Consider the following 25,481-nt stretch of genomic DNA (forward strand, 5'->3'; position numbering starts at 1 on the left):
GATAAATTGCAAATAGTGAAAGACTCAATCAGGTGCGCAATGAATATTAACTCACCGTTATTAAGAAAATTTATTACCCTTGGCCGTATTGAAGCCGATACTGTAAAAGCAAAACAGCAAGAATTTACCTCAACCGCCGAGCTGCTTTGTAAATGCGCCAAAATAGACAGCATAGATTTAGCCCAGCAATGTGTTGACTTGTTTAGAGTGCCTTTTTTTGATTTACGCGATTTTAATGTTGCAAAAATACCGGCTGAGCTAGTTAAAGAAAAACTGATTCGTAAACACCATATACTGCCTTTGGTTCAAAAAGGCAGAAAGGTATATATTGCTGCCTCCGATCCGACTGATTACGGCGCCTTTGAAAACTTTGAGTTTAGCACCGGCTTGTCGTGCGAAGTTATAGTGGTTGATTATGTGCAGCTTAATAATAAGATTGAGCAGCTACTTGATGCAGCAGGCAGCCTAGAATTAACAGATGAAGAATTTAAAGAATTTGCTGATTTAGACGCCGAGCAAAAAAAAGAAACCACAACAACAAGCGATGATAACGACGATGCGCCTATTATTGTCTACATTAATAAAATTTTAATGGATGCAATAAAAAAAGGCGCCTCAGATTTACACTTTGAACCTTATGAACACAAGTACCGGATTCGCTTTAGAATTGACGGTATTTTGCATGAGGTGGCCAATCCCCCTAACACTTTAGCAACTAAGCTATCGGCGCGAATAAAAGTCATGGCGCGCCTTGATATTGCCGAAAAACGTAAACCCCAAGATGGCCGTATTAAACTAAAAATTACCGAGCGTAAAAGTATTGATTTTCGGGTGAGTTCAATGCCTACCTTGTGGGGCGAAAAAATGGTGATGCGGATACTTGACTCGTCCAGCGCCATGTTAGGGATTGATGTGCTTGGTTATGAACCCGAGCAAAAAAAGCTTTACCTTGATGCGTTAGAACAACCTCAAGGGATGATACTTGTAACTGGGCCTACAGGCTCAGGTAAAACGGTATCTCTTTATACCGGCCTAAATATACTCAACCAGCCAGAGCGCAATATTAGCACCGCCGAAGACCCGGTTGAAATTAACCTTGAAGGGATCAATCAGGTACAAATTAATCCTAAAGCCGATATGACTTTTGCTAATGCACTGCGGGCGTTTTTACGCCAAGATCCCGATGTGGTAATGGTGGGTGAAATACGTGATTTAGAAACCGCCGAAATATCTATTAAAGCGGCGCAAACAGGCCACTTGGTGCTTTCAACGCTGCACACCAACTCAGCACCTGAAACCATTACCCGTTTGTTAAATATGGGCGTACCCGCGTATAATGTAGCCAGCTCAATTAGTTTAATTATAGCCCAGCGTTTAGCGCGTAGATTGTGTTCTAAATGTAAAACCCCAGAGCAGTTGCCGCCTGAAGAACTAATACGCCAGGGCTTTAATGAGCAGCAAATACAAGACATGGTTTTATACACGCCAAAAGGCTGTGAACACTGTACTGATGGCTACAAAGGCCGGGTTGGTATTTACGAAGTTATGAAAATCACCCCTGAAATTGCACAAATTATAATGCGCGGTGGTAACTCACTAGAAATAGCGGAGGTGTCACTTAAATCAGGGTTTAATAATTTGCGTTTGTCGGGTATTCGTAAAGCGGCAGAGGGGGTAACCTCACTGGCTGAGATAAATCGTGTGACTAGTTTTTAGGTTTTAGATTTTAAATTTTAGAATAAGCTACTTGCTTTACTGTAAATTATCCCATTTTTAAGAGATGTATATGCCAACAATTGTTAACTGCCCAAGCTGCAAAGCAAAGGTAGAATGGTCAGAGCAAAGCCCGTATCGCCCTTTTTGCTCAAAGCGCTGCCAACTTATTGATTTAGGTGAATGGTCGTTTGAAAATAATAAAATTTCAGCGCCTTTAACCGCCGCCGATGAATTCAATCAAGATATGATTGAAGACATTGAGGCGATGATGGCTAAAAACCAAGATGATTTTTTTAAATAATTTTTAAAGGTTCGAGGTTCGAGGTTCGAGGTTCGAGGTTCGAGGTTCGAGGTTCGAGGTTCGAGGTTCGAGAAGTTTAAAAACCTTGGCGTTAACATCGCAAGGTTTTTTATACCAGTAGCAGCGGGTTCACCCCGCGTCTCTTAACCCGTAATTTTACCCTTTTACCCAAAAAAAGACGCGACATAAAGTCGCTGCTACGTGGAGTGGTGCTCATTTGTAGCAGCGGGTTTACCCCGCGTCTCGTAACCCATAATTTTACCCTTTTACCCAAAAAAAGACGCGACATAAAGTCGCTGCTACGTGGAGTGGTGCTAATTTGTAGCAGCGGGTTTACCCCGCGTCTCGTAACTCGTAATTTTACCCTTTTACCCAAAAAAAGACGCGACATAAAGTCGCTGCTACGTGGAGTAGTGCTAATTTGTAGCAGCGGGTTTACCCCGCGTCTCGTAACCCGTAAATTTAACCTTTTACTCAAAAAAAACGCGACATAAAGTCGCTGCTACGTGGAGTGGTGCTAATTTGTAGCCCGGGTTTACCCCGCGTCTCTTAACCCATAATTTTTAACCTTTACCCAAAAAAAGACGCGACATAAAGTCGCTGCTACGTGGAGTGTTGCTCATTTGTAGCAGCGGGTTTACCGCGCAGGTGTTTATAAAAGCTACGAGTGTCGGGCTACGGGGTTCGCACCTAAAACCCGAGTCTGGCACCTAAAATCTACCTATGGCGCTGTTGCATTTTAGCTAACTTTTCTTTTTGCTCACTATTGAGTAGTTGCATAACCTGATGCTGTGTTTTAAGTTTAATTAATCCCATTTGCTCAGCTTTTAATTGGCGCTCGGCAAGTAGTTCTTTGGCTGCGTTTTCATCAAATGTGGGGGCTGACAGTAACACGTCTTTTTTTTCTTTATGCGCTGCACGCATGGCTTTACGGGTTTCTTTATTAGCCCCTCTTAGTGCTTGCATTTGTGTTTTTTGCTTGGCAAAAATGGTTTTTAGCTGTGTTTGTTGATCTTCAGTCAGCGAAAGTTTATCAGCTGCTCGCTCTGAAAGTAAAAAACGTGCGTGAGAGTGATCTTGTTTATGGCCTTCGCCTTTTGCTAACACATTACCCGCACTTAGCGTTACTGTTGCTAAGCCACAAATAAGTGCCAGTTTTGATAGCATGTTTACTTTAGTCATAATGATTACCTTAATAGTGGGTTGGTGGTTGGCTGCTAAGCCAGTAGGTTAACTATAACTAATGCAATGCAAAGTAACGCAAAGCAGTGTAAAGGTTGTGTAAAGATTCATTTTTGGTGTATTAAACACGTAAAATAAAAACCCTAAAACAGCGCGTAAGGCTTTATAAATGAAACTATTAATGATTGATGATGATACCGGTTTATGCGAGTTATTGAGCGAGTACCTAAGCGCACAAGGTTTTAGCATAGAAACCATACATGACGGTCAGCAGGGCTTGGAGCTTGCTTTACACAAGGATTATGCACTTATATTACTTGATGTTATGTTACCTTCTATCGATGGCTTTGAAGTATTAAAGCAACTCAGACACACTAAATTAACGCCAGTTATTATGCTTACCGCTAAGGGTGAAGACTTTGACAGGATTTTTGGTTTAGAGCTTGGTGCTGACGATTATATTGCTAAACCCTTTAATCACCGCGAGCTACTTGCTCGTGTTAAAGCCATTACCCGCCGTATTGAGCATATTAATAGCCTTGGCAGTAACAACAAAAAGCGCTGTTTAAATGGCGTTACGGTTAATTTTGTGACACGTGAAGCCAGTGTAAAAGGGACTGCTTTAACCCTTACTGGCACCGAATATGAAATACTGACTTTATTGGTAAAACAAGCGCCGCATGTTATTAGTAAAGAAAAGATAAGCGAAGATGTATTAGGAAGGCGTTTAGCCTCTTTTGACCGCTCTATTGATATGCACGTGAGCAATATTCGTAAGAAAATAGCCGAGCATATCGAGGGCGAAAAAATTAAAACTATTCGAGGAACTGGTTATGTCTTTATTCAAGGAGAGTAAACTTCCTCGTTTTAATTGGCTGTATCACCCACGGCATTATTTGTTTTTTAAAGTGTTTGCTTGGTTTTGGTTGACTATTATTGGTACTTTCACGGCGCTGTTTTTTTTGAGTAACATTTCGCTGATCAATGCGATTAGTCACGAGTCGCTGCAAGGGCCCATGCAAAAAAACCTCGCATACTTAGCAAAGGCCATTGAGCGCAGCGCAAATAAGCACAAACGCTCCGTTAATGACATTATTACTCACCCGCGCTTAGCAAAAAGTAAATTACTGTATTTAAACCAAGTGCAAGCAGACACTCACTTTACCAGTGAAAATATAGATAGTCATATTGACCTAAGCTTACTGAACTTTAGTGAAGGCATGGCGCCGCAAATTATTTTTACTGAGTATTATCAAGCTTTTGGCCCTGTACGAATTGAAGTGCCCGAAGGTGAATTTGATCTTTATGAAATAAATATAGACCAACAACGCCCGCTGTTTATTCGCTTAAAGTTACTCCCTGGGTGGCTAAAAATTTCGATCGCGATTATTGCCTCTCTCACGTTAAGCTTTTTATTTAGCCGTAATTTAATAGCCCCAATTAATAGTTTAAAACACGCGGCAGTTAAACTCTCTCGTGGTGACTTAACTGCGCGCGCAGAGATAAATAGCCAGCGCAAAGACGAGTTAGGCATTTTAGGGCGCGATTTTAACCGCATGGCAGACCAGCTAGAACAATTATTAAGTGCGCAAAAACGCTTGCTTGCTGATATATCGCATGAGTTGCGATCTCCTTTAACACGCTTAAAAATGGCGACCGGACTAGCCCAAATGCACGCTAATGAAACCAGTCAGTCTTATTTAGTGCGTATTGAGAAAGAGGCTAACCAACTCGATAAAATGATAGCAGATGTATTACAGGTATCGCGATTAGAAGCCAATAGCCAACCCCTTTCACTGCAAGCCCAGTCGTTGCAAGTTATTGTAGATCAGGTTATTAATGACGCTCAGTTTGAGGCAAAACAGCACAATAAAACCTTACTTGTACAAGGTAATGTAGAGGTAGAAATAGATTGCGACGAAATGCTGATTGCCAGTGCCCTAGAGAACATTTTGCGCAATGCCATTAAATATGCACACCATACTATTAGCATCACCTTAAAACACAGTGATACCATCACTGTACAAATATGTGATGACGGCCTAGGCGTCCCTGAAGCGCAACTTGACAAGCTCTGTGAGCCCTTTTTTAGGCAATCGAATGCTCGCGACCGTGTTAGTGGTGGCACCGGGCTGGGCTTAGCCATTGCAAAAAATGCGATCATTGCCCATGGCGGAAATTTAATCTTATCAAATAAAGACGCGGGCGGGTTATGCGTTGAGGTAAGTTTACCATTACAAAAGAGAGACCATGTTTTATAGCACCGAAAGTGAGCTGGAAAATAACTTACCTGCAATTAATAGTTTTTATATTAACACCCTCAAAAAGGCCTATTTAACCACGCCCGCTGGGGCGTTATTTTATGCCTTTGCAATACCTGAGCATGCGCATACGGCTGTGGTCATTAGCGCTGGACGCATTGAAGGGCTTGATAAATACAAAGAGCTGCTATGGGAGCTTTATGCTAATAACGTTGCTGTGTTTATTGTTGATCATCAAGGCCAAGGACGCTCTTACCGATTGTTAAAAAACTCACACAAAGGCTATGTAAAACAATTTGCAGATTATAGTCGCGACCTCAACCAATTTAACCTTGAAGTGGTAAACCCTCATTGGCAAGGCAAAAAGGTGTTGTTAAGTCACTCTATGGGGGGCGCTATCGCTTTTGATTATTTAGCGCGTTATAAACATAATTTTAATGGTGCGTTTTTATCTGCCCCTATGTTTGATATTTACACCAAAGGAATACCAAAACCGATTGCACAGTTTATCGCTGCGAGTGCGTCATTCTTTGGGTTTTCAGGATGTTATGCGCTAGGGCAAAGCGATTACTCACCTGAAGAGTTTGCGCTTAATACGTTAACCAGTAGCCAAATACGTTATACGCATTTTAGAGACACTTATCAGCAAACGCCGTTATTGCAATTAGGTGGAGTAACTTATGGCTGGTTAAATGCAAGTTTTAAGTTTATTAAAGCGCTCGATAAATTATCGATAACTACGCCGTTATTTATTGCCAGCGCAGAAAAAGATCAGGTGGTTGATAACACCGCACAAGATAAAATGGCTAGTCGGCATAAAAACACACTAATTAAACGCTTTGAGGGCGCTAAGCATGAACTGTTTTTTGAGCGCGATGAAATTCGCCAACCACTTCTGACGAGCTTGTATAAATTTTGCGAATCACTAACGATTAAGCGATAGTGGGTCTAGGTGAATCAAAATATCTACTTCGGATTCAAATTGATCAGTGAGCAACCGCTCTACTTCATCGGCCACTTTATGGGCACGAATAAGCGCTAAATTGTCATCAAGTTCCAAATGCAGTTGAATAAACTTAACCTTACCGCCTTGGCGAGTACGAATATCATGCACGCCGTGTACATCGGCATGCGCATGCGCTATTTCAAAAATGCGCTGTTTTTCTTCATCTGGAAGCTCTTTATCCATTAAATGGTCGGCGCTTTGTGTTGCTATATCCCAACTGTTATAAAGCAAGTAACCGGCAACGCCAATGGCAAAAAGAGGATCGGCATACAGCACACCATAATAAGCAAGCAAAATAGCAAGTAGTACCGCCGCGTTTAAAATTAAATCGCCTTTGTAATGCACTGAGTCGGCTTTAATGGCAATTGACTCTGTGTGTTTCACTACTTTATTTTGCACAAATACAATCACTAACGTGCACACAATAGCAAAAATACTCACCCACACGCCAAGTAATGAGTGTTTAAGCTCTACGGGGTTAATTAACCGCTCAATACCATGAAACGCCAATAAACAACCAGAGCCTGCAATAAATGCAGCTTGCCCAAGGCCTGCTAACGCTTCTGCTTTACCGTGACCAAATCGGTGGTCGTCATCAGCGGGGCGCAGTGCATACGATAGCACTAAAAAGCTCATAAACGTTGCCGTAATATCCATTAATGAATCAGTCAGTGAGCCAAGCATAGAGGCTGAACCCGACGCAAGCCACGCCCACGCTTTGGTCGCAATCATTAAACTGACCATGACCATAGCGACTATGCTTGAGGCTTTAACCCAAAATTCATAACTGCGATTGTGCACGTATTTATCTGCTTCAAATTATATTTAATAACAACAGTATATCATTTTTTATTTATTGTTCGTGTATACTCAACACAGAAAATTTTACCTTGAGGCCACTATGCTCGACATCGTTTTATACCAACCTGAAATTCCACCTAATACCGGTAATATCATTCGCTTATGCGCCAACACTGGCTACGCATTGCACTTAATTGAGCCATTAGGATTTGAGTGGGACGATAAACGCGTAAAACGCGCGGGCCTTGATTATCATGAATTTAGCCATGTACAGCGCCATGCGTGTTTTGAAGATTATTTAGCAAAATGCCAGCCTAAAAAAGTATATGCCTGCACCACCAAAGGCAGTCAGTTTCATCATCAAGCACAGTATGAGGCAGGCGATTGTTTGGTGTTTGGCCCTGAAACACGTGGTTTGCCAGATGAGATGATTCAAGCATTACCTAAAGAGCAGCGCGTACGCATTCCTATGCGTGCTGATAGCCGCAGTATGAACTTATCCAACGCAGTGGCTGTGTTTGTGTATGAATCTTGGCGCCAACTCGGTTTTCCTAATGCTCAGTAGCAGTTAAGTGCAGGTAATGTGAAAGTAATCTTTAATTTTACTTACGTGTACCCCTTTTGTTACAATCTGGTGGTATTCGCCAACTTAATTTGTATAAGAGGTTTATATCTTTAATAAAAAAATAAAAAATGTAGGTGTCACTTCACAACAAAGTAACAAATCTGTACTAAACTAAATTTACTATTAGCCATCATGTTGAAACCTTATGAAAAAAATACTGTTTAGTTCACTGTTATTATGCTCAACCTCAACGCTTGCTGCCACCTCAGCCACAGTGACCCTTGTATCTGATTATTTATTTAACGGTGTTAGTCAAACCCAAGAAGACCCTGCATTACAGGCAAGCTTTGATTGGGCAGGCGACAGCGGAATGTATGCTGGTGTTTGGGGTTCAAATGTTGATTTTGGTGAAGGCACTGACATAGAGGCCGATGGTTACATCGGCTATTACACCAGCTTAACCGATTCTATAAACCTAGATATTGGTATTGCGCAATACACCTATCACGGTAAAGGGTTTAGTTCCGATTATAACTATGCAGAAACATATGCTAAGTTTAACTATGGCAATACTAATTTAAACTTTTGGCATTCTTGGGATTACTTTGGTACAGGCGCTGGCCACAGCATTGTGATGCTCACCCATAATTTTCCGATTAATGACGTTTTTTCGATTGATGTAGGCGCCGACTATTCAATTAGCCATGATGAAGACAAATGGCAGTGGGAGGCAGATGATGACTACATACATTGGCGCATTGGCGCAAATTACACTATTAACGACTGGAATTTGTCAGCAAGTTATGAAGACACAGACTTAGACACCTATGGTGACTCGACTATACTTCTTTCAGTATCAAGAACTTTTAACTTTTAAGGCTACACTATGAAAACATTACTATTATTAATATTACTGGGTTTTTCAAACTTAGTTTGTGCCGATACCGTTTATTTAACGTCATTAGCTTGGCCGCCTTATGCTGATAAATCACTTGAACAACAAGGCGCATCTGTTGCTGTAGCAAAAGCGGCATTTAAAGCCGAGGGCCATGAATTAGTTGTTGATTTTTTCCCGTGGTCGCGCGCGGTAAATTCAGCCTCACAAGCTGGCTCTAAACATGTGGGTTACTTTCCTGAGTACATGCACGACACCGCTGATTTTGTATTTTCGAACCCAACAGGCACTGGGCCACTTGGGCTGCTACAAAATAGCGCAAAACCAATTAGTTTTTCAGCCGTAGGTGATTTAAAAGGCAAGCGCATTGGTGTAGTGCAAGACTATGTTAACACCAAAGAACTTGATGACATGATAGCCTCTGGTGCCATACAAGGTGACGCGGTGCCATCTGATGTTTTAAATATTAAAAAAGTAGCGGCTGGTAGAATAGACGCTGCCGTTATTGACTCAAACGTATTAAATTATTTATTAAATACCGACAAGTCGTTAGCGGGTGTTAAAGATAAAGTAGCGATGAATGACAATTTACTTGAAAACAAAAGCCTATACATTGCATTTAGAAACGATGCCGATGGACAAAAATGGCAGCAAATATACAACCAAGGATTAGAAAAAATAGATGTCGACGCTATTATGTCGAACTACTTAAAGTAAGGGTATCCTTTGACTCGTTCAATTTTATTTAGACTCGTTATTACCACATTAAGCGCTATGGTGTTGGTACTGTTATGCTTTGGCGTTTACGATTACACCAACCAAAGCAAACAGCTCAAGCAAAAGCTTGATACTGAAATTAGCCTCGCTGAAGAACGTATTGGCTTATCGTTACCCAATGCTATGTGGAATTTTCAAGAAGCATTAGCTAATAAATTAATAAACGCTGAGGTTGCTTCTGAAAACATTTCAAAAATAACAATCTATGATACAAATGGACAAGTTTTTGTACAAACAGACGGTAATGAAACACCGTCTGTTATTCAAAGCGATCTTGTATTTGATGATTCAGGCACCCCCAACAAAGTAGGCACTTTAAGCCTGCATGTTGAATACACCCATATTGAAAAAGCACTCACCGAACTTGCACTATTTTCTGCAATCGAGGTTTTATTATTAGTGATTATACTAGGGGCTGTGCTTGTTTATATTTTTAAAAAACTAGTAGCACAACCGCTCTCTGAAGTTGCTGAAAAAATGGCAACCATTGCCAATGGGGACGGCGATTTAACTCAAGAAATAATTGTTCGTCGCAACGATGAAATAGGCAGGCTTGCTAATTCGTTTAATCAGTTTGAGCACAAAATTGCAGATTTAATCAACAATGTAAAAGCATCTGTTGAAGACTCATTTAGTGTATCGACTAATATTGCTAACGCCAGTGGCGACGGAGTTAGCTACTTAACAGAGCAACAAAATGAAACAGACCAAATTGCCACTGCAATCACTCAAATGGCCTCTTCTGCGTCAGAAATTGAGGGTAATGCCAAATTAACTCTAAGCTCTGCTGAAAGCGCCAATGAAGATGCCCAAAAAGTGCATGACGCATTTTTAAACTCTATTAATGCAGTTAAAAGCTTAGTTGCACAGTTAGATGAAGCATCATCTGTGATAGGTACTTTAGAAGAAAGTGTGCAAGGTATTGTTTCGGTGTTAGATGTTATTCAAGCCATTGCTGAACAAACTAATTTATTAGCGTTAAATCTGTCATTCCGCACCCCTATTTTGAATTAAACCTGCTCATTAATTGAGCGGTTAGACTGTTGTTGTTAAAAAATACTTGACGGCGATCCCTATATTTGATCTATTACTCTCTTTTGAGAGCGCGTATTTATGTCTATCCCTTATGCCCAAAAACTCGAACACCACGGCTTAGTTGCTGGATTTTGTCACGATCTAGGTTTTGTCGATATGATTGATAACGCACTCGGTGGCGTGGCGCCTGAGCGCAACATCAGTTGTGGTCAATTAGTGTTGGCTATGGTGCTAAACGGCCTAGGTTTCACTGGCCGCACACTGCATATGTACAGCGAGTATTTTCAAGGCAAGCCGCTTGATAGATTAATTGGTGAAGGCGTAAAGTCCGAGCACATCAACGACGATGCGCTTGGTCGCTGTTTAGACACCTTATATGAATACGGCGTATCGAAGCTGTATCAGCAATTGGGTGAGGCGGTGGTAGAGAAATTAGGGTTACAAACCGAAGCTTTACACCTTGATTCAACAAGCTTTCATTACGATGGCAAAGCGACAAGCGAGCCTGATGATGACGAACCAAAACCTATCCGTATCGCGAAAGGTTATTCGCGCGACCATCGCCCTGAGCTCAACCAAGTGATACTCAATCTTATCTGTGAGAACCAGTCAGGCATTCCGGTTTATATGAAGCCTGCCAGTGGCAACAGCAATGATATGGAAGGCTTTAAACAGATTGTAAAGGCACATATTGGCAGTTTAAAAGCCGCGCAAGCCAGCCGCTACTTTGTGGCCGATGCCGCCTTGTATGTGCAAGAAACCATTAAAGATTTACATACTCAAGGCCAACTGTTCATTACGCGGGTACCGCAAACCCTCAAAGAAGCTAAAACCCTTGTTAAGCAAGCGCCTAACTTGAATTTCACCCCTATCTCACCTGGCTATGAAGGCGTGAGTTATGACAGTGAATACGGGGGGGTGAAACAAAAATGGCTACTCATTCGCAGTGAGCAGGCGTATAAGCGAGAGCAGCATAACCTGAACAAGCGTATGCTAAAAGCCGGAGAAGTTGCCCGCAAAAGCTTTAAAAAACTGTGCCAACAACGCTTCGCTTGCCAAAATGACGCACAAAGCGCCCTTATAAAATGGCGAGGTAAACAAGCGGTATGTGATGTGGATGCAAATGTTGTTGAAGTAGCCATTTTTAAGGGAGCAGGACGCCCTAAAGCAGGGCAGTTACCTGAGCGTATCGAGTATCAGATAACAGGCGTGTTGTGCACACTGTTAGCGGCACGGGAGAGTGCGTTGCAACAATTAGGGTTATTTATTATTGCCACCAATGATGTGAGCGAGCACCTTGATATGGCCAGCTTGTTGAGCAGTTACAAAGCGCAGCAAAACGTGGAAAAAGGCTTTCGCTTTTTAAAAAGTCCCGACTTCTTAACCAGCGCCATTTACCTTAAAAAGCCTGAACGCATTGAAGCCTTACTCATGGTGATGACCTGCTGCTTAATGGTGTATGCAGGGCTGGAGCACCAAATCCGTAAAACCTTGGTGGAGAAAGACTGCTACTTCCCCACGATGAAATACAAGCCGGGCCAACGCCCCACGGCACGCTGGGTGTTCCAGTGCTTCGAGCATATCATCATCATGTACATACCAGATAAACCACCCATAGTGGCGAATATGCAACCGCGCAATCAAACCATTGTTGATTGCTTGGGTGAAAAATATCAGCGGATTTATTCTTAAAATGGGTGCGGAAGATCGGTTAAATGCCGCTATTGAAGCAGCACGAGCAGGCGAGCAAGGACGTGGCTTTGCTGTTGTTGCCGATGAAGTTCGTTCTTTAGCGAGTCGAACTCAAGCAAGCACTGCGGAAATTCATGAAACAATTGATAAATTACAACAAGGATCGCAATCTGCTGTAAACGTTATGAAGCTTAGTAAAAATATGGGCCACGAAAGTATGGACGCTGCTAATAAAGCCAGTGAGCTCATAGCGAGTATATCGCAGGCGATTGAGTCAATTACACATATGTCGAGCCATATTTCGGGGGCAGTATCAGAGCAAAGTGCAGTTGCAGAAGATTTAAGTAGAAATATTAACCAAGTAGTTACTTCTGGTCAAAATAGTATGGATAAAATTGAGCAAGTTCAAGCATACTCTCAAGATATGAAAGAACTGGCGCTTACACTTAAAGAATCAGTCAGCGTATTTAAAACTTAATCATCAAAAAAGGCCTTAAATAATTTAAGGCCTTTTTTGTTATTCAGACTTTTGCTCGCGGCCTAGTAACGCCATTGCTGCGGCTTTCATGTCTTTATGCTCATAAAGCACTTTGTATATTTGCTCAGTAATTGGCATTTCAACACCGGCTCGCTGCGCAAGTAAGTACACTTCTTTGGTGTTACGATAACCTTCTACCACTTGCCCAATTGATGCTATTGCTTGCTCAACACCTTCACCTTTACCTAAAGCTAAACCAAAACGGCGGTTGCGCGATTGATTGTCGGTACAGGTTAAAATTAAATCACCTAGTCCTGCCATCCCCATAAAGGTTTCAGGTTTTGCACCTAAAGCACAGCCTAAACGCGAGAGCTCAGCTAACCCCCGAGTAATAAGTGCCGTTCGAGCATTGGCACCAAACCCTACACCATCAGAAATTCCGGCACCAATAGCAATGACGTTTTTCACCGCTCCGCCAAGCTGTATGCCAATAAAGTCATCATTATTGTATACCCTGAACGAACGGCCACAATGTAATAAATCGGCTATTTGTTTAGCGAATGCCGGTGATGTTGAAGACACAGAAATAGCGGTTGGTGAGCCCATCGCCATTTCTTTGGCAAAGGTTGGCCCTGAAAGCACCGCTAAAGGAACATTTTCACCCAACTCTTGCACGGCCACTTCTTGCAGCAATCGTCCCGTGTCAGGTTCAAGCCCTTTTGTAGCCCAGGCAATTTTTGCATTTGGGCGCAAAGCAGGTTTAATTTGCTTTAGTGTATCGGCAAATGCATGGCTTGGTACTACCACCAAAACAATATCACTACATGCACTCGCACGCTGTAAATCAGCTTCTAAAATTAAACTATCAGGAAAAGGAACATCGGGTAGGTAGCGTTGATTTTTTCGCTCAGCTGCAAGCGTCTCAACGTCTTGGCTATTACGTCCCCATAAAGTCACCTTGTGACCATTTCGGGCTAAGCAAATAGCAAGGGCGGTGCCATACGATCCCGCCCCTAAAACAGTAACAGCTGAAGTGGCTGTATTCATAAATTAAGCGTCTGCTGTAACCTGCTCAGCTTGCGCTGTGCGTTGTTGCATGTATTGTGCAAATAATGCGTCAAAGTTAACTGGCGCAAGATTAAGCTGTGGGAATGTACCACGGTTTACTAAATTAGAAACCGCTTCACGTGCATATGGGAATAACACGTTAGGGCAAAATGCACCAAGCATGTGTGCTAATTGCATTTCTTCAACGTCAGCAATAGTAAAAATACCCGCTTGTTGAATTTCACATAAAAACGCAGTTTCTTCACCAATAGAAGCCGTTACAGTTAACGCTAAAACAACTTCGTAAACGCCTTCGTCAAGCTTGTTAGAGCGTGTATCTAAATCTAATTTTACTTCTGGTGCCCATTCTTTTTGAAAAATAGCTGGCGAGTTTGGTGTTTCAAACGATACATCTTTTGTGTATATACGTTGAATAGTGAACTGTGCACCTGTGTCAGCCTCTGCTGCTGCGTTTTGATTTTGTTCGTTCATTGTTATTCCTAACCTGTTATTTATTATAATTAAATTAAGCACTCAGCTTAGCATCAAGGTGACCTTGAGCTTCTAATGCCATCATGTCGTCACAGCCACCGATGTGTTCATTGTTAATGAAAATTTGTGGAACCGTGCTTGCGCCACCCGCTTTAGCAATCATTTCATCGCGACGCTCTGGCTGTACACCAATATCAATGTTTGTGTACTTTACACCTTTGGCATCTAATAACGCTAACGCGCGATGACAAAAAGGACAATAACCTTTGGTGTATAAAACAACATCATTCATAAATTAATCCTTACTCGGTTTTGTTTAGGGAGATTAACGATGGCTTGTTGTTGGCAAACTTGCAGATTGCCATGCTCCCATGCCACCAGATAATACAGACACGTTTTCAAAACCTGCTTTGTGCATTAACGTTGCTACACCAGAGGCTGTCATACCTGCGGCACATACCACTATAATGGGTTTGCTCTTGTACTTTTCAAGGGTTGAAAAATCAGATTCTTTGGCTTTTTCTGGGCTTAAGTGTACAGCACCGGCAATATGGCCTGCTTTAAACTCTTTTTGCCCTCGCATATCAACAACTTGGCCGTCTTCGCGGTTAATAAGTAAGGTTAACTGCTGAGGATTGATTTTACGAATTGCTGAAAACTTACTTTTTATTGAGCCACTAATAATAAGAAACACAATCGCAACCCAAGCTAGGCTCAAAATTGGATGATTTGAGACAAATTCAATATATTGATCCATTCGACTTCCACTATAAAGTTACATGCTAAAACAAGGTGTTTTAGATATTTAATTCATATTTATTGCACTTACATAATGAGCAATTACTCATTAGCAAGCCAACTTAGAGCACTATTAAACTGCTTTGAATTTTACCTACACATAGGCTTAACTTATCCCACAAATCTATTCAATACTTGAATAAATAAGAGATTAGCCGCGCAAGTATACCCAAATCAGCTAAAAATGCGAGTTTAAGCAAGCTTAAAAACTAGATATAGTCTGCTTAAAAGCCACAAAATACCGCTAGTTTTAACTGAAAAATAAACCAATCCTGTAAAATATTCAATTTGATTAGCCCGCATTGAAAATTTTTAATATCTTCTTTTCATTGCTGATCCTAGCTATAAAACGCGGTATGCTAAGGCTTGGCATGTTGGCATTAATGTGAGCGTGTATTTTAGCAACGCTAATTTTTCAGGAGTGACTATGACAGAGCATAAAAAACCACTGGTATTAATGATTTTAGATGGCTGGGGATACAGAGAAGATGAGCAAAGTAATGCTATTTTAGCTGCTAACACCCCTGTATTAGATGAGTTATGGGCAACACGTCCGCATACATTAATTTCAGCATCGGGTTTAGCTGTTGGTCTTCCTGATGGCCAAATGGGCAACTCTGAAGTGGGCCATGTGAATTTAGGCGCGGGCCGTATTGTGTATCAAGACTTCACTCGTATCACAAAAGCCATTGATGATGGTGAATTTAATACAACCCCCGCACTTGTTGAAAACATTGATAAAGCTGTTAATGCCAACAAAGCTGTACATATTATGGGGCTATTAAGTCCAGGTGGCGTACATAGCCATGAAGATCATATTGTCGCCAGTATTCAACTGGCTGCAAAACGCGGTGCCAAAAACATTTATTTTCATGCTTTTTTAGATGGCCGAGACACACCGCCACGCAGTGCTAAAGCATCCATTGAACGTATTGAAGCTTTGTTTAGCGAACTAAAATGCGGCCGTTTAGCCTCATTAATTGGTCGTTACTACGCGATGGACAGAGACAACCGCTGGAACCGTGTTGAAAAAGCGTACAACTTGATCACCCTTGGTGAAGGCGACTTTGATTATGAAAATGGCGTAACTGCACTCAATGCTGCCTATGAGCGTGATGAAAATGACGAATTTGTAGCAGCTAGCACTCTCACCCCTAAAGGCAGCAGCCCTGTACAAGTAAATGATGGCGACACCATTATATTTGCAAACTTTAGAGCCGACCGCGCACGCGAAATAACCCGTGCCTTTGTTGAGTCTGGTTTTGACGGCTTTGATAAGAAAAAAACACCCGCCCTTAGTAGTTTTGTGATGATGACGGAGTACGCCGCCGATATTGATGCAGCGGTTGCTTTTGGCCCTACCCCACTTAATAACGTACTGGGCGAATGGCTTGAAAAACAAGGTAAAACTCAGCTACGTATTTCTGAAACTGAGAAATATGCCCATGTCACCTTTTTCTTCAGTGGCGGACGAGAAGATGAGTTTACTGACGAAACCCGCGAACTTATTCCTTCGCCGCAAGTGGCAACGTATGATTTGCAGCCAGAAATGAACTCAGCCATGCTCACCGATAAACTGGTTGAAGCAATAAAAAGTGGCCAATACGATGCCATTATTTGTAACTATCCAAATGGCGATATGGTTGGGCATTCAGGCGTATTTGAGGCGGCAGTAAAAGCCTGTGAAGCAGTAGATAGTTGTATTGGTCGTGTAGTGGATGCACTTAAAGAGCACGGTGGAGAGGCGCTAATTACAGCCGATCATGGTAATGCAGAGCAAATGGCAGACCTAAAAACAGGCCAAGCGCACACAGCACATACCAGCGAGCCAGTGCCGTTTATTTATGTAGGGCGTGACGCACACCCACATACGGGTAAAGCCTTAAGTGATGTTGCACCCACTATGCTGCATTTAATGGGGTTAGCGCAACCGCCAGAAATGACCGGCTCACCCATTATGGTGTTGAAATAACCTATGAATAAAAGTGCATACCGCGTCATTGCGTGTATATGTGTACTCAATTTATTAGTCACTGCAATGGCAGTGGCTAATGAAGACCGTACTAAAAAAGATTTATCGCAAGTTCAAGTGGCTTTAGAGCAAAGCCAAGCACAATACAAACAGCAACAACAGAAAATAGCCCAACAACAACAGAAACTAAAAGCCCATGAACTCGCTATAGCTAAAAATGCCAAAGCATTAAATATGGCAGAGCACTCAGTCAAAGAAACCCAGCAGCAACAAACAAAGCTACAGCAACGCGCTACTGAACTTGAAAAAAAACACACTCAATTTCAACGTATTTTAGCGGCTCAGTTAAAAAGCGCTTACATGGCAGGCAATAATGACTATTCTAAAATGCTGCTAAACCAACAAGATACTGCTAAATTTGAACGCACGCTAAGCTATTACAATTACTTAAATAAAGCGCGAATAAAGCAACTGGATGAACTCAAAGCGCTGCAACTTGAAATAGCTCAAAATCAGGCCGAGCTTGCCAAAACAAAAGACAAACTTGTTGCCTTATATGAAGAACAAAAAAGAAGACAGGCAGCAGTCGTGAGCGCTCAGAATGAACGCAAGGCAAGCCTAAAAAATCTAAAAAAACAGTTAAATAATACAAAAAATTCAATTAGCTATTTAGAAGAAAATGAACAAACCCTAATTACCACCATTAAACAACTTGAAGAAGAAAAAACAGCCAAAATTGAGCTGTTAGGCCTAAATAAAAGTAAAGGAAAATTAAACTGGCCAAGTAAAGGGAAGTTAGCGCATCACTTTGGCCAACGTAAACACGGCGGCATTAATTGGAAAGGTGTATTAATTTCTGCATCCGAAGGCACACCGGTAAATAGCATTCATAACGGCCAAGTTGTATTTGCAGATTGGTTGAAGGGTTATGGTTGGGTGATTGTAATTGACCATGGTGAGGGTTTTATGAGTTTATACGGACACGCACAAACCTTACTTAAAGATGTGGGCGATATGGTCAGAGAAGGTGAAGGTGTGGCTTTAGTTGGACAAAGCGGTGGACAAACTGATTTTGGTCTATACTTTGAAATACGCCACAAAGGGCGTGCTGTAAATCCCACAAAGTGGTGCAGGCGTATTTAATCTGAATTAGCTGCATCGAATGAGAGGCAGTGATGATGAACATATTCTTTTGCCAAAAAAAATCATTAAAAAAGCAACTAATCTATTGTTTTTTATTTTATTTGTTTTTTTCATTAACGCTAAACAGTGTCATATATAATGCCCATGCAAGCTCTGTAAAAGGCTTAGAAAGTCAAAAAATAAATGAAATACTGTTTAACATTCATACCTACTATGTTGATGATTTAGCACTGCAAAATAGTGAATATGTTGAATATAACAATGCCCAATTTGAACGTTTATATTCTAAACTCGACCCCTATTCTAAATATTTAGATAAAAATGAGCTAAATGCGCTATTTGATAACACTAATGGCCGCTATACCGGCTTAGGAATTGAAGTAGAGAGTATTGCTCAACAAATTACTATTGTAAGAGTGATTAATAACTCCCCAGCTAAACAGGCCGGGCTGCAAGCTGGCGATATGATTACCGCAGTTAATGATCAACAACTTGAAAGTAGTTCCATCGACTTAGTTGCGCAGCAAATTAAAAACAGCCCTAACAACACAGTTAAACTGAGTATAATACGCACAAATACCCCAAAAATATTAGTCTTCAACGTTAGTAAAAAACAAATAGAACTAACCAGTGTAACTAAGCAACTACTTGACGCAGGTAGTGGTTATATCGCCATTAATAATTTTTCAAACCACACCTTACATGAAGTTGCTTTACAAATAGAGGCCATGCAAAACCATTACGGTCATCCATTAAAAGGCTTGATTATTGATTTGCGAGACAACCCAGGCGGTACTTTAAAAAGCGCAGTAGCAGTGGCTGACTTGTTTTTACAAAATGGCCTAATAGTGACAACCAAGGGGCGCTTTTATGATGCTAACCAATCATTTTACGCTAAACGTGGCGATATTTTAAAAGGCGCACCTATTGTTGTACTGATCAACGAACATTCAGCCTCTGCGGCAGAAATATTAGCCGCAGCATTAAAAGAGAATCTTCGTGCAAAAATAGTCGGAAATCAATCATTTGGTAAGGGGTCGGTGCAATCACTTATTCCATTAGGCGATGGTGATACCGCATTAAAATTAACCACTGCTCGCTATTTCACCCCCTCTGGTAAATCGATTGAGGGGGTTGGTGTAACGCCTAATGTGGCGATTAATCAAACAACGCTTCCACAAACAAATAAAATAGCTATAATAAAAAATGAACAATTAATACAAAGCACCGATTTTAGCGCAAAAGAACGAGCTGATATTCAACTGGTAAAAGCAAAGCAGTTACTAAGCATGAAATAACGCTAATAATTATTTTAAATATCACAAAGATAATAAAAATTATAAAACGTGAAAACTATAAACTTAATGGTGTTAGCAGGGCTTTTTTTAGCGTTATTTGCAACATCAACGGGCATTAAAGCCAAACAAATAGCCATAGTGATTGATGACATAGGTTATCATCAACGTGATTTAGAATTCCTGAGTTTACCTGGGCAGGTGTCCTATTCAATATTGCCTCACACCCCCTACTCCCAAATATTTGCAACCCTTGCAAGCCAATCAAACAAAGAGCTGCTACTGCATATTCCTATGCAAGCTTTGAATGGTAAAAAGCTCGGCCCCGGGGGGCTTACTTTAAATATGGATAAAACACAGCTACAACAAACGCTTGGTAATGCATTAGCCAGCCTACCCCAGGTTAAAGGTGTTAATAACCACATGGGCTCTGCGTTAACTCAGCAAAGTCATGCAATGAAATGGACCATGGAAGTACTTAAAAAACACCAACTGTATTTTCTTGATAGCCGCACAACCGATTTGAGCCAAGCGCAAAATGCGGCAAATTTTTTTGGGGTGGAAAATATTGCTCGTCATGTATTTTTAGACAATATAACCACAGCAGAGCAGTTACAATTTAGATTAGAAGAACTCAAGTCAAAAGCAACCAAATATCAGTTTGCGATTGGTATTGCCCACCCTTACCCAGAAACCATGGATTTTTTACGCCACGCTTTACCACAATTAACTGAGCAAGGCTTTGAACTGGTCCCCGTATCGCAGTTGGTTGAGCGTAAATATGTACAGCTCGCACAGGCTGAGTAAAAAACGGTCTGCGGTTAGGTAGCAAAATAAAACACCGCGACTTATGCAAGGTTTTTTGCGCCTGTTGCAGCGGATTTACCCCGCATCTCTTAACCCATAATTTTACCCTTTCACCCAAAAAAGACGCGACATAAAGTCGCTGCTACGTGGGGTGTTGCTCATTTGTAGCAGATGTATGGACTCCTCCCCATTAACGAGAGAGTACGGTATAAAGAAGTTGCAAAAAATCTTTTACCCAATAAGGAGTCCATACATGACACAGTCTAATTTAATTGCTATTGATTTAGCAAAAAACATTTTCCAAGTAGCGCAGTTTAAAGGCAATAAACTCAAATCTAATAAAGCAGTTAATCGCCAAGCATTACTTGAGTTATTAGTTAAAGCAAAACCATCAGTTGTTGCGATGGAGGCATGCGCAAGCGCTCAATATTTTGCACGCACAGCGCAATCCTTTGGTCATGAAGTCATGTTGCTTGACCCTTTATTTGTTAAAGCATTTAGACAAGGCCAAAAAACAGATGCAAACGATGCAATCGCAATCGCCGTTGCTAGTCGAGCCCCCAATGTTCGCTCATGTAAAATTCTTACCATTGAAGAGCAGGCTTTACAATCACTTAGCAAGGTAAGAGCGTTAGCAGATAAACAAAAAATTCAATTATCAAATCAAATACGCGGTTTGCTACTTGAGTTTGGTATTGTGATTAACCAAAGTGAAGCCGCATTTAAAGCAGCCATACCGGATATTTTGGAAGATGATGAAAATGCACTGCCGCTAGAACTAAAACATGCGCTCGCGCTGAGTTACGCTCTTTATAAACAGCAGTGCGACAATAAAGTAGAGTTGCAAAAACAAATAGAGCGTATTTCAAAACAAAATGATGGCTGTCAACGCTTAATGGCACTTGAAAGCGTCGGCCCTATAACGGCTATCGAGCTCCTGTCTTTTTTAGGCAATACATCACAGTTTAGTGACGCAAGAGGTGCAGCAGCGTGTGCGGGTGTCACGCCATTACAATACTCAACAGGGGGTAAAGCAAAAATAGGCCGAATTCCAAAAAGACGAGGAGGCGCATTAAGACGCAATCTTTTTTTAGGCGCCCGTTCGGTTGTCAGTAAATTAAAAAATAGAGAAGCCAGGACAGAAAAAGAGCGGTGGATAAAAAACCTACTTACACGCAAAAGCGTCAAATGTGTTGCTATCGCATTAGCAAACAAAACAATGCGAACAGCCTATGCTTTACTTAAAAATGGAACGAGTTATGAGCCAACATTACTGACAGCATAAAATAAAAGAGTAAAAAGTCAGTAAGCAACAGAATTGAACAAGCCAAGATAGAGCATTGAGTGGTGAGACCCACCCTTGAGAGCCTGAAAACCCGCTAGTGTACGAAGATACCGTTTAGCAGATAAGGCACAAGGGCGCGAAAACATCAAAGTGGCCGAGGTAGCGCCTCATTAGAGCCCGTATATAAGCACGCAATCACATCATCTTAATGCAAAAAAGGCTTGTGCAATTGGAGGAGTCCATATAAGCGGGTTTACCCCGCGTCTCGTAACCCATAATTTACCCTTTTACCCAAAAAAAGACGCGACATAAAGTCGCTGCTACGTGGAGTGTTGCTCATTTGTAGCAGCGGGTTTACCCCGCGTCTCGTAACCCTTAATTTTACCCTTTTACCCAAAAAAAGACGCGACATAAAGTCGCTGCTACGTGGGGTGTTGCTCATTTGTAGCAGCGGGTTTACCCCGCGTCTCGTAACCCATAATTTTACCCTTTTACCCAAGAAAAGACGCGACATAAAGTCGCTGCTACGTGGGGTGTTGCTCATTTGTAGCAGCGGGTTTACCCCGCGTCTCGTAACCCGTAATTTTACCCTTTTACCCAAAAAAGACGCGACATAAAGTCGCTGCTACGTGGGGTATTGCTCATTTGTAGCAGCGGGTTTACCCCGCGTCTCGTAACCCGTAACTTTTAACCTTTCACCCAAAAAAAACGCGACATAAAGTCGCTGCTACGTGGGGTATTGCTCATTTGTAGCAGCGGGTTTACCCCGCGTCTCGTAACCCGTAACTTTTAACCTTTCACCCAAAAAAAACGCGACATAAAGTCGCTGCTACGTGGGGTATTGCTCATTTGTAGCAGCGGGTTTACCCCGCGTCTGTTTAAAGGTTGTGGTTCAGAGCAACGAAACCCAATGATGTAAAAGTAAAACTGAGTAATAGTAATGTGTTAGATAGTTTGTTGAAACTATTTAAATAAACGTGGCATTTGCAAAAACAGCCACGACGCATGTACTATAAAATTATTATATTTAATTGAATTCATTCGAAGATTTAAGTTCTAGTGGCAAACAAACGACTATTTCAGACATTTACTCGCTGGCCAAAAAATGCCGTAAAGGCAGGCGTTAAACTCTTGGGAGACATTAATGATTATCAGGAAGATGAAAGAACAAGATCTTGAAGCAGTGAGTGCAATTTGCATGGACTCTTTTTTGCAGTCTGTTGCAAGCACATTGTCTAATGAGGGGATTACAACCTTTTCGAATATCGCTGCGCGCGGTGCATTCCTCAACAGAATGAAAGGCGATAACTTGATGCTGGTTGCTGAAAACAAAGAAAATATCGAAGGCATCATCGAGCTAAAGGAAGGTCGCCACGTTGCGATGCTTTTTATTCATCCTGAACGCCAGAAAAGTGGTATTGGAAGAAAGCTGCTTTTATCCGCCTTAAATCATGCAAAGGTTGAAACTATCACTGTCAGCGCATCGCTATCTTCAGTGACAGCTTATGAAAAGTATGGGTTTGAGTGCAGTGACGAAATGGGCGAATCGGCAGGTTTGGTTTATCAACCTATGGAGTTAAAACTTAATAAGGCAATGCAAGAGAAGATCGAGTTCCTAGAAGAAATACGTACAGCAGAAGATCGATGATGCGGCGAAATTCATTCCTTTGTAAAATACAACTGCTGCTAAAAAGTGGATGAATCAGATATTCGACAAAGCAGCGTTACTCGAAAGTATGCTAGCAGGGCTCTATCTGCCCTACTAGCTATTTCAACAAACTACAGGATAAAGGTGGCGACTTTTTCATTTAAGTCAGTGGCGCGGTCTTTTAGTACCTTTGCTTGGCTTAGATGCGTTGTTGCTGAGGTAGTAATCTCATCAGTGACATCTTTAATTGCGACTGTGTTGCGAGTTATTTCGTTAGTTACTTGAGTTTGCTCTTCTGCGGCGACTGCAATTTGCCCTGCCATATCAGAAATCTCATTCACTGCTAGCGTAATTTCTTCTAGTGCATGCGCGGCTGCATTCACATCATCAACACTATTTTTTGCATAATTCTTACTACTATCCATTAAACTCACAGCTTTTTTAGTGGTGTTTTGTAAGGTTTCTATGGTGGTATAAATTTCTGATGTAGAATTTTGCGTTCTTCTTGATAGTACGCGTACTTCATCTGCAACCACAGCAAAGCCACGGCCTTGTTCACCGGCACGCGCTGCCTCAATTGCTGCATTTAAGGCTAACAAATTGGTTTGCTCAGCAATTTCTTGAATGGTGGTTAGAATGCTCGATATAGCTTGAGCATGTAAACTTAGCTCACCAATAACCGTCGTTGTTTCATCAATTTCTCCGGCCAGTGAATTAATCGTACTTCTGGTTTTATCAACTAACAGTTTACCTTGTCGGCTACTTTGCGCAGACTGCTGTGATGCCGCTGCGGTATTTTCGGCATTGGCTGCAATCTCATGCGTTGCACTAGACATTTCAGTTACCGCGGTCGCCACCATCGCCACTTCTTGCTGCTGACGCTGTAACTCGCTAACACTGTTTTGATTGGTGATTAAGCTTTTCTCTGCATCAGAATCTAAATCAGTTGCTAATTGGCGAATATGGCTGATCAGTTCATGTTGGCTATTAACAAAACGATTAAAGCTATCGGCCAGTACACCAACTTCATCTTGGGTATCAACATTGATGCGCTGTGTTAAGTCACCATTGCCATCTGCAATTGTTGATAACGCTTGAGAAACACGAGTCAAAGGCGCAAGCAACATGCTCAATAACCATGAAATAGCAAATATACTTAATAACAGCACCACAGTGACAAGCACTAGCTGAGTAATTAATAAACTAATTAGCGGGGCCTCTAAGGTGTGTTTATCAAGCACAAATAACAGCTGCCAATCAGTATTATTAATGCTCTCCCCCCACACTAGCTTCTCTCGCCCTTCATCCTTAAAATAAATAGGGGTAAATTCATTGTTTTGGCTATTAGACAAAATTAACTGACTATTTATTTTTGAGTCAATACGGGTAATATCTGCCATTACTTTTTTAGTGTCTTTATACGCTATAACAGTGCCATCTTTATGCATCATGATAGCGTAACCATCTGCCGATAAAGACATAGTGTTAACGTCATCAACTAAAGCCTCAATAGATAAATCACCTGCGACCACCCCATTTACAGTGGTTTTAGCAATAGAGACAACCAACTGATTGAACGCGGTATCTAGATAGGGCTTTGTAATGACTGTTCCCTTTTCAAGCTGTGCTTGTTTATACCATGGACGTGAACGCGGGTCGTAACCCGACCGGTTTATGTTCGGATCAGAGTCAATCATTTTACCTTGGCTGTCACCATAGTAAGTTAATTGAAAATCACCCGATAACTTTGCCTGTTGTAATGCGTTTAATGTATTGCCTTCAACCTTAGTAGCAACTGATACAATAATTTGCTGACGATTAGCCAGCCAATCTTCAATGCTTGAGGCTTGTTGTTTACCCGCTTGGCTTACATTATCAATACTGCTTTTTAACAGTAAGTTTTTTTGAGAGGTGTAACTATTCCATGATAACAATATGATAATTGTGGCTAGGGCAAGAATTACCGATAGTAAGATCTTTTTCTTTAATGAATATGCGTTCATATTGAGTGTTAATACTCGCGTTAAATAAGTTTAAATAGGGTTTAAGTGCAACAATTAAATTGCTTAATTTAGACTATGATTTGAGCTGACTGATGCTCAAGTGCGCAAATATTTCATATACCCAAATTAATAACAAACTAAAATAATGACTTTATATAAAAACCAAACTTATTGACTAACTTTAATATCGTGTTTTTTAATTAAAGGATACGCAGATGTAACAACAAGTAAGTAAAAAAAATAAAAATAGCCGCTTTATTAACTTTTTCTTTCATCCATAAA

At 41.2% G+C, this 25,481-nt stretch carries 24 protein-coding genes; 17 read left to right on the top strand and 7 right to left on the bottom strand.

What is annotated here, in order from left to right; all coding sequences use genetic code 11:
• Positions 1-39: 39 nt before the first annotated feature.
• Together pilB and yacG are read left to right on the top strand one after the other, a co-directional pair.
• Positions 40-1,716 (top strand): type IV-A pilus assembly ATPase PilB, encoded by a 1,677-nt coding sequence (gene pilB, locus AC6H44_RS13130; RefSeq protein ID WP_500736024.1) that lies wholly within the window; start codon positions 40-42, stop codon positions 1,714-1,716.
• Positions 1,717-1,786: 70 nt separating this feature from the next.
• On the top strand, positions 1,787-2,017 hold the full coding sequence (gene yacG, locus AC6H44_RS13135; RefSeq protein WP_500736025.1) for a DNA gyrase inhibitor YacG: 231 nt from the start codon (positions 1,787-1,789) through the stop codon (positions 2,015-2,017).
• Between the two features lie 717 nt (positions 2,018-2,734).
• Here the strand turns inward: yacG and AC6H44_RS13140 are convergent.
• A complete protein-coding gene (locus AC6H44_RS13140; RefSeq protein WP_500736027.1) occupies positions 2,735-3,199 on the bottom strand; it encodes a Spy/CpxP family protein refolding chaperone in 465 nt (154 codons plus the stop codon).
• Positions 3,200-3,368: 169 nt separating this feature from the next.
• Between AC6H44_RS13140 and AC6H44_RS13145 the strand changes: the two genes are divergently transcribed.
• Genes AC6H44_RS13145 through AC6H44_RS13155 form a run of 3 tightly spaced genes read left to right on the top strand, consistent with a single transcriptional unit; the run spans position 3,369 to position 6,403 of the window.
• Positions 3,369-4,055 carry a response regulator gene (locus AC6H44_RS13145; RefSeq protein ID WP_500736028.1) on the top strand — a complete coding sequence of 229 codons (687 nt, stop codon included), beginning with the start codon at positions 3,369-3,371 and terminating at the stop codon, positions 4,053-4,055.
• Complete coding sequence (locus tag AC6H44_RS13150; RefSeq protein WP_500736029.1) at positions 4,033-5,460, top strand: ATP-binding protein; 1,428 nt, start codon at positions 4,033-4,035, stop codon at positions 5,458-5,460. Before AC6H44_RS13145 ends, AC6H44_RS13150 begins: the two co-directional genes overlap by 23 nt.
• Entirely contained in the window at positions 5,450-6,403 is a 954-nt protein-coding gene (locus AC6H44_RS13155) for an alpha/beta fold hydrolase (protein ID WP_500736031.1), read from the top strand. Before AC6H44_RS13150 ends, AC6H44_RS13155 begins: the two co-directional genes overlap by 11 nt.
• On the opposite strand, the gene AC6H44_RS13160 is transcribed toward AC6H44_RS13155, so the two are convergent.
• Positions 6,386-7,267 (bottom strand): cation diffusion facilitator family transporter, encoded by an 882-nt coding sequence (locus tag AC6H44_RS13160; RefSeq protein ID WP_500736032.1) that lies wholly within the window; start codon positions 7,265-7,267, stop codon positions 6,386-6,388. The genes AC6H44_RS13155 and AC6H44_RS13160 overlap by 18 nt on opposite strands.
• 100 nt (positions 7,268-7,367) lie before the next feature.
• Between AC6H44_RS13160 and trmL the strand changes: the two genes are divergently transcribed.
• From trmL to AC6H44_RS13190, 6 genes are all read left to right on the top strand, one after another.
• Positions 7,368-7,832, top strand: coding sequence for a tRNA (uridine(34)/cytosine(34)/5-carboxymethylaminomethyluridine(34)-2'-O)-methyltransferase TrmL (trmL, locus tag AC6H44_RS13165; RefSeq protein WP_500736033.1), 465 nt, complete (start codon positions 7,368-7,370; stop codon positions 7,830-7,832).
• Between the two features lie 205 nt (positions 7,833-8,037).
• Positions 8,038-8,709: a TorF family putative porin gene (locus tag AC6H44_RS13170; RefSeq protein WP_500736034.1), complete on the top strand. Its 672-nt coding sequence runs from the start codon at positions 8,038-8,040 to the stop codon at positions 8,707-8,709.
• Between the two features lie 9 nt (positions 8,710-8,718).
• A complete protein-coding gene (locus tag AC6H44_RS13175; RefSeq protein WP_500736036.1) occupies positions 8,719-9,444 on the top strand; it encodes a substrate-binding periplasmic protein in 726 nt (241 codons plus the stop codon).
• 9 nt (positions 9,445-9,453) lie between these two features.
• Positions 9,454-10,518 (top strand): methyl-accepting chemotaxis protein, encoded by a 1,065-nt coding sequence (locus AC6H44_RS13180; RefSeq protein WP_500736038.1) that lies wholly within the window; start codon positions 9,454-9,456, stop codon positions 10,516-10,518.
• A 99-nt stretch (positions 10,519-10,617) separates the two neighbouring features.
• A complete protein-coding gene (locus AC6H44_RS13185) occupies positions 10,618-12,231 on the top strand; it encodes an IS1634 family transposase (RefSeq protein WP_500736039.1) in 1,614 nt (537 codons plus the stop codon).
• Between the two features lies 1 nt (position 12,232).
• Positions 12,233-12,709 (top strand): methyl-accepting chemotaxis protein, encoded by a 477-nt coding sequence (locus tag AC6H44_RS13190; protein ID WP_500736041.1) that lies wholly within the window; start codon positions 12,233-12,235, stop codon positions 12,707-12,709.
• Between the two features lie 39 nt (positions 12,710-12,748).
• Here AC6H44_RS13190 and gpsA read toward each other — a convergent pair whose 3' ends face one another.
• Genes gpsA through AC6H44_RS13210 form a run of 4 tightly spaced genes read right to left on the bottom strand, consistent with a single transcriptional unit; the run spans position 12,749 to position 15,005 of the window.
• The gene (gpsA, locus tag AC6H44_RS13195) at positions 12,749-13,756 is read right to left on the bottom strand and encodes an NAD(P)H-dependent glycerol-3-phosphate dehydrogenase (RefSeq protein WP_500736042.1); all 1,008 of its coding nucleotides are present in this window, start codon (positions 13,754-13,756) and stop codon (positions 12,749-12,751) included.
• Between the two features lie 3 nt (positions 13,757-13,759).
• The gene (gene secB / locus AC6H44_RS13200; RefSeq protein WP_500736044.1) at positions 13,760-14,248 is read right to left on the bottom strand and encodes a protein-export chaperone SecB; all 489 of its coding nucleotides are present in this window, start codon (positions 14,246-14,248) and stop codon (positions 13,760-13,762) included.
• A gap of 34 nt (positions 14,249-14,282) precedes the next feature.
• Positions 14,283-14,540 carry a glutaredoxin 3 gene (gene grxC, locus AC6H44_RS13205; RefSeq protein ID WP_500736045.1) on the bottom strand — a complete coding sequence of 86 codons (258 nt, stop codon included), beginning with the start codon at positions 14,538-14,540 and terminating at the stop codon, positions 14,283-14,285.
• 33 nt (positions 14,541-14,573) lie between these two features.
• Positions 14,574-15,005, bottom strand: coding sequence for a rhodanese-like domain-containing protein (locus AC6H44_RS13210; protein WP_500736047.1), 432 nt, complete (start codon positions 15,003-15,005; stop codon positions 14,574-14,576).
• Between the two features lie 468 nt (positions 15,006-15,473).
• Here AC6H44_RS13210 and gpmM point away from each other — a divergent pair, with 468 nt between their 5' ends.
• The 6 genes from gpmM (at position 15,474) to AC6H44_RS13240 (ending at position 23,196) form a co-directional block, all read left to right on the top strand.
• Entirely contained in the window at positions 15,474-17,018 is a 1,545-nt protein-coding gene (gpmM, locus tag AC6H44_RS13215) for a 2,3-bisphosphoglycerate-independent phosphoglycerate mutase (RefSeq protein WP_500736048.1), read from the top strand.
• 3 nt (positions 17,019-17,021) lie between these two features.
• Positions 17,022-18,161 carry a murein hydrolase activator EnvC family protein gene (locus tag AC6H44_RS13220; RefSeq protein WP_500736050.1) on the top strand — a complete coding sequence of 380 codons (1,140 nt, stop codon included), beginning with the start codon at positions 17,022-17,024 and terminating at the stop codon, positions 18,159-18,161.
• 32 nt (positions 18,162-18,193) lie between these two features.
• On the top strand, positions 18,194-19,459 hold the full coding sequence (locus AC6H44_RS13225) for a S41 family peptidase (protein WP_500736052.1): 1,266 nt from the start codon (positions 18,194-18,196) through the stop codon (positions 19,457-19,459).
• A 66-nt stretch (positions 19,460-19,525) separates the two neighbouring features.
• Positions 19,526-20,263 carry a divergent polysaccharide deacetylase family protein gene (locus AC6H44_RS13230; RefSeq protein ID WP_500738435.1) on the top strand — a complete coding sequence of 246 codons (738 nt, stop codon included), beginning with the start codon at positions 19,526-19,528 and terminating at the stop codon, positions 20,261-20,263.
• A 253-nt stretch (positions 20,264-20,516) separates the two neighbouring features.
• Positions 20,517-21,548 (top strand): IS110 family RNA-guided transposase, encoded by a 1,032-nt coding sequence (locus AC6H44_RS13235; protein WP_500736053.1) that lies wholly within the window; start codon positions 20,517-20,519, stop codon positions 21,546-21,548.
• Positions 21,549-22,707: 1,159 nt separating this feature from the next.
• The gene (locus AC6H44_RS13240) at positions 22,708-23,196 is read left to right on the top strand and encodes a GNAT family N-acetyltransferase (RefSeq protein ID WP_500736054.1); all 489 of its coding nucleotides are present in this window, start codon (positions 22,708-22,710) and stop codon (positions 23,194-23,196) included.
• 131 nt (positions 23,197-23,327) lie between these two features.
• Here AC6H44_RS13240 and AC6H44_RS13245 read toward each other — a convergent pair whose 3' ends face one another.
• A complete protein-coding gene (locus tag AC6H44_RS13245; protein ID WP_500736055.1) occupies positions 23,328-25,199 on the bottom strand; it encodes a methyl-accepting chemotaxis protein in 1,872 nt (623 codons plus the stop codon).
• Positions 25,200-25,481: the final 282 nt, after the last annotated feature.

The organism is Pseudoalteromonas sp. TAP-3C, from assembly GCF_059888565.1.

Coding starts and splice junctions, on each gene's coding strand:
- pilB (WP_500736024.1), top strand. CDS start 40: ATGAATATTAACTCACCGTTATTAAGAAAATTTATTACCCTTGGCCGT.
- yacG (WP_500736025.1), top strand. CDS start 1,787: ATGCCAACAATTGTTAACTGCCCAAGCTGCAAAGCAAAGGTAGAATGG.
- AC6H44_RS13140 (WP_500736027.1), bottom strand. CDS start 3,199: ATGACTAAAGTAAACATGCTATCAAAACTGGCACTTATTTGTGGCTTA.
- AC6H44_RS13145 (WP_500736028.1), top strand. CDS start 3,369: ATGAAACTATTAATGATTGATGATGATACCGGTTTATGCGAGTTATTG.
- AC6H44_RS13150 (WP_500736029.1), top strand. CDS start 4,033: ATGTCTTTATTCAAGGAGAGTAAACTTCCTCGTTTTAATTGGCTGTAT.
- AC6H44_RS13155 (WP_500736031.1), top strand. CDS start 5,450: ATGTTTTATAGCACCGAAAGTGAGCTGGAAAATAACTTACCTGCAATT.
- trmL (WP_500736033.1), top strand. CDS start 7,368: ATGCTCGACATCGTTTTATACCAACCTGAAATTCCACCTAATACCGGT.
- AC6H44_RS13170 (WP_500736034.1), top strand. CDS start 8,038: ATGAAAAAAATACTGTTTAGTTCACTGTTATTATGCTCAACCTCAACG.
- AC6H44_RS13175 (WP_500736036.1), top strand. CDS start 8,719: ATGAAAACATTACTATTATTAATATTACTGGGTTTTTCAAACTTAGTT.
- AC6H44_RS13185 (WP_500736039.1), top strand. CDS start 10,618: ATGTCTATCCCTTATGCCCAAAAACTCGAACACCACGGCTTAGTTGCT.
- AC6H44_RS13190 (WP_500736041.1), top strand. CDS start 12,233: ATGGGTGCGGAAGATCGGTTAAATGCCGCTATTGAAGCAGCACGAGCA.
- gpsA (WP_500736042.1), bottom strand. CDS start 13,756: ATGAATACAGCCACTTCAGCTGTTACTGTTTTAGGGGCGGGATCGTAT.
- secB (WP_500736044.1), bottom strand. CDS start 14,248: ATGAACGAACAAAATCAAAACGCAGCAGCAGAGGCTGACACAGGTGCA.
- grxC (WP_500736045.1), bottom strand. CDS start 14,540: ATGAATGATGTTGTTTTATACACCAAAGGTTATTGTCCTTTTTGTCAT.
- AC6H44_RS13210 (WP_500736047.1), bottom strand. CDS start 15,005: ATGGATCAATATATTGAATTTGTCTCAAATCATCCAATTTTGAGCCTA.
- gpmM (WP_500736048.1), top strand. CDS start 15,474: ATGACAGAGCATAAAAAACCACTGGTATTAATGATTTTAGATGGCTGG.
- AC6H44_RS13220 (WP_500736050.1), top strand. CDS start 17,022: ATGAATAAAAGTGCATACCGCGTCATTGCGTGTATATGTGTACTCAAT.
- AC6H44_RS13225 (WP_500736052.1), top strand. CDS start 18,194: ATGATGAACATATTCTTTTGCCAAAAAAAATCATTAAAAAAGCAACTA.
- AC6H44_RS13230 (WP_500738435.1), top strand. CDS start 19,526: ATGGTGTTAGCAGGGCTTTTTTTAGCGTTATTTGCAACATCAACGGGC.
- AC6H44_RS13235 (WP_500736053.1), top strand. CDS start 20,517: ATGACACAGTCTAATTTAATTGCTATTGATTTAGCAAAAAACATTTTC.
- AC6H44_RS13240 (WP_500736054.1), top strand. CDS start 22,708: ATGAAAGAACAAGATCTTGAAGCAGTGAGTGCAATTTGCATGGACTCT.
- AC6H44_RS13245 (WP_500736055.1), bottom strand. CDS start 25,199: ATGAACGCATATTCATTAAAGAAAAAGATCTTACTATCGGTAATTCTT.